Source organism: Leucobacter sp. M11 (genome assembly GCF_035726885.1).
In the GTDB taxonomy this organism is placed as follows: domain Bacteria; phylum Actinomycetota; class Actinomycetes; order Actinomycetales; family Microbacteriaceae; genus JAPFRB01.
This window is the reverse complement of sequence record NZ_JAPFRB010000055.1, coordinates 1-235: the sequence shown is the minus strand read 5'-3', so window position 1 is coordinate 235 and position 235 is coordinate 1. Positions and strand designations below refer to the sequence as shown.

The 235-nt window shown below is 68.1% G+C and carries 1 pseudogene; it reads left to right on the top strand.

Annotation, left to right across the window (positions count from 1 at the left end):
- Nucleotides 1-235, top strand: a pseudogene (locus OOT08_RS18975) (phosphoglycerate dehydrogenase); the annotation flags it as partial.

The window sequence follows — 235 nt, the reverse complement described above, 5'->3', positions numbered from 1 at the left end:
CGTCCGCCTCGACGTCGAGGTCTACGGCGAGATCACCCAGCACGACGTGAAGGTGCTGGAGCTGTCCGCCCTCAAAGGCGTCTTCGAGGACGTCGTCGACGAGACGGTGTCGTACGTCAACGCCCCGCTGTTCGCCCAGGAGCGCGGCGTCGAGGTCCGGCTGACCACCAGCTCGGAATCCCCGGAGCACCGCAACGTCGTCATCGTGCGCGGCACCCTCTCGGACGGCGAGGAG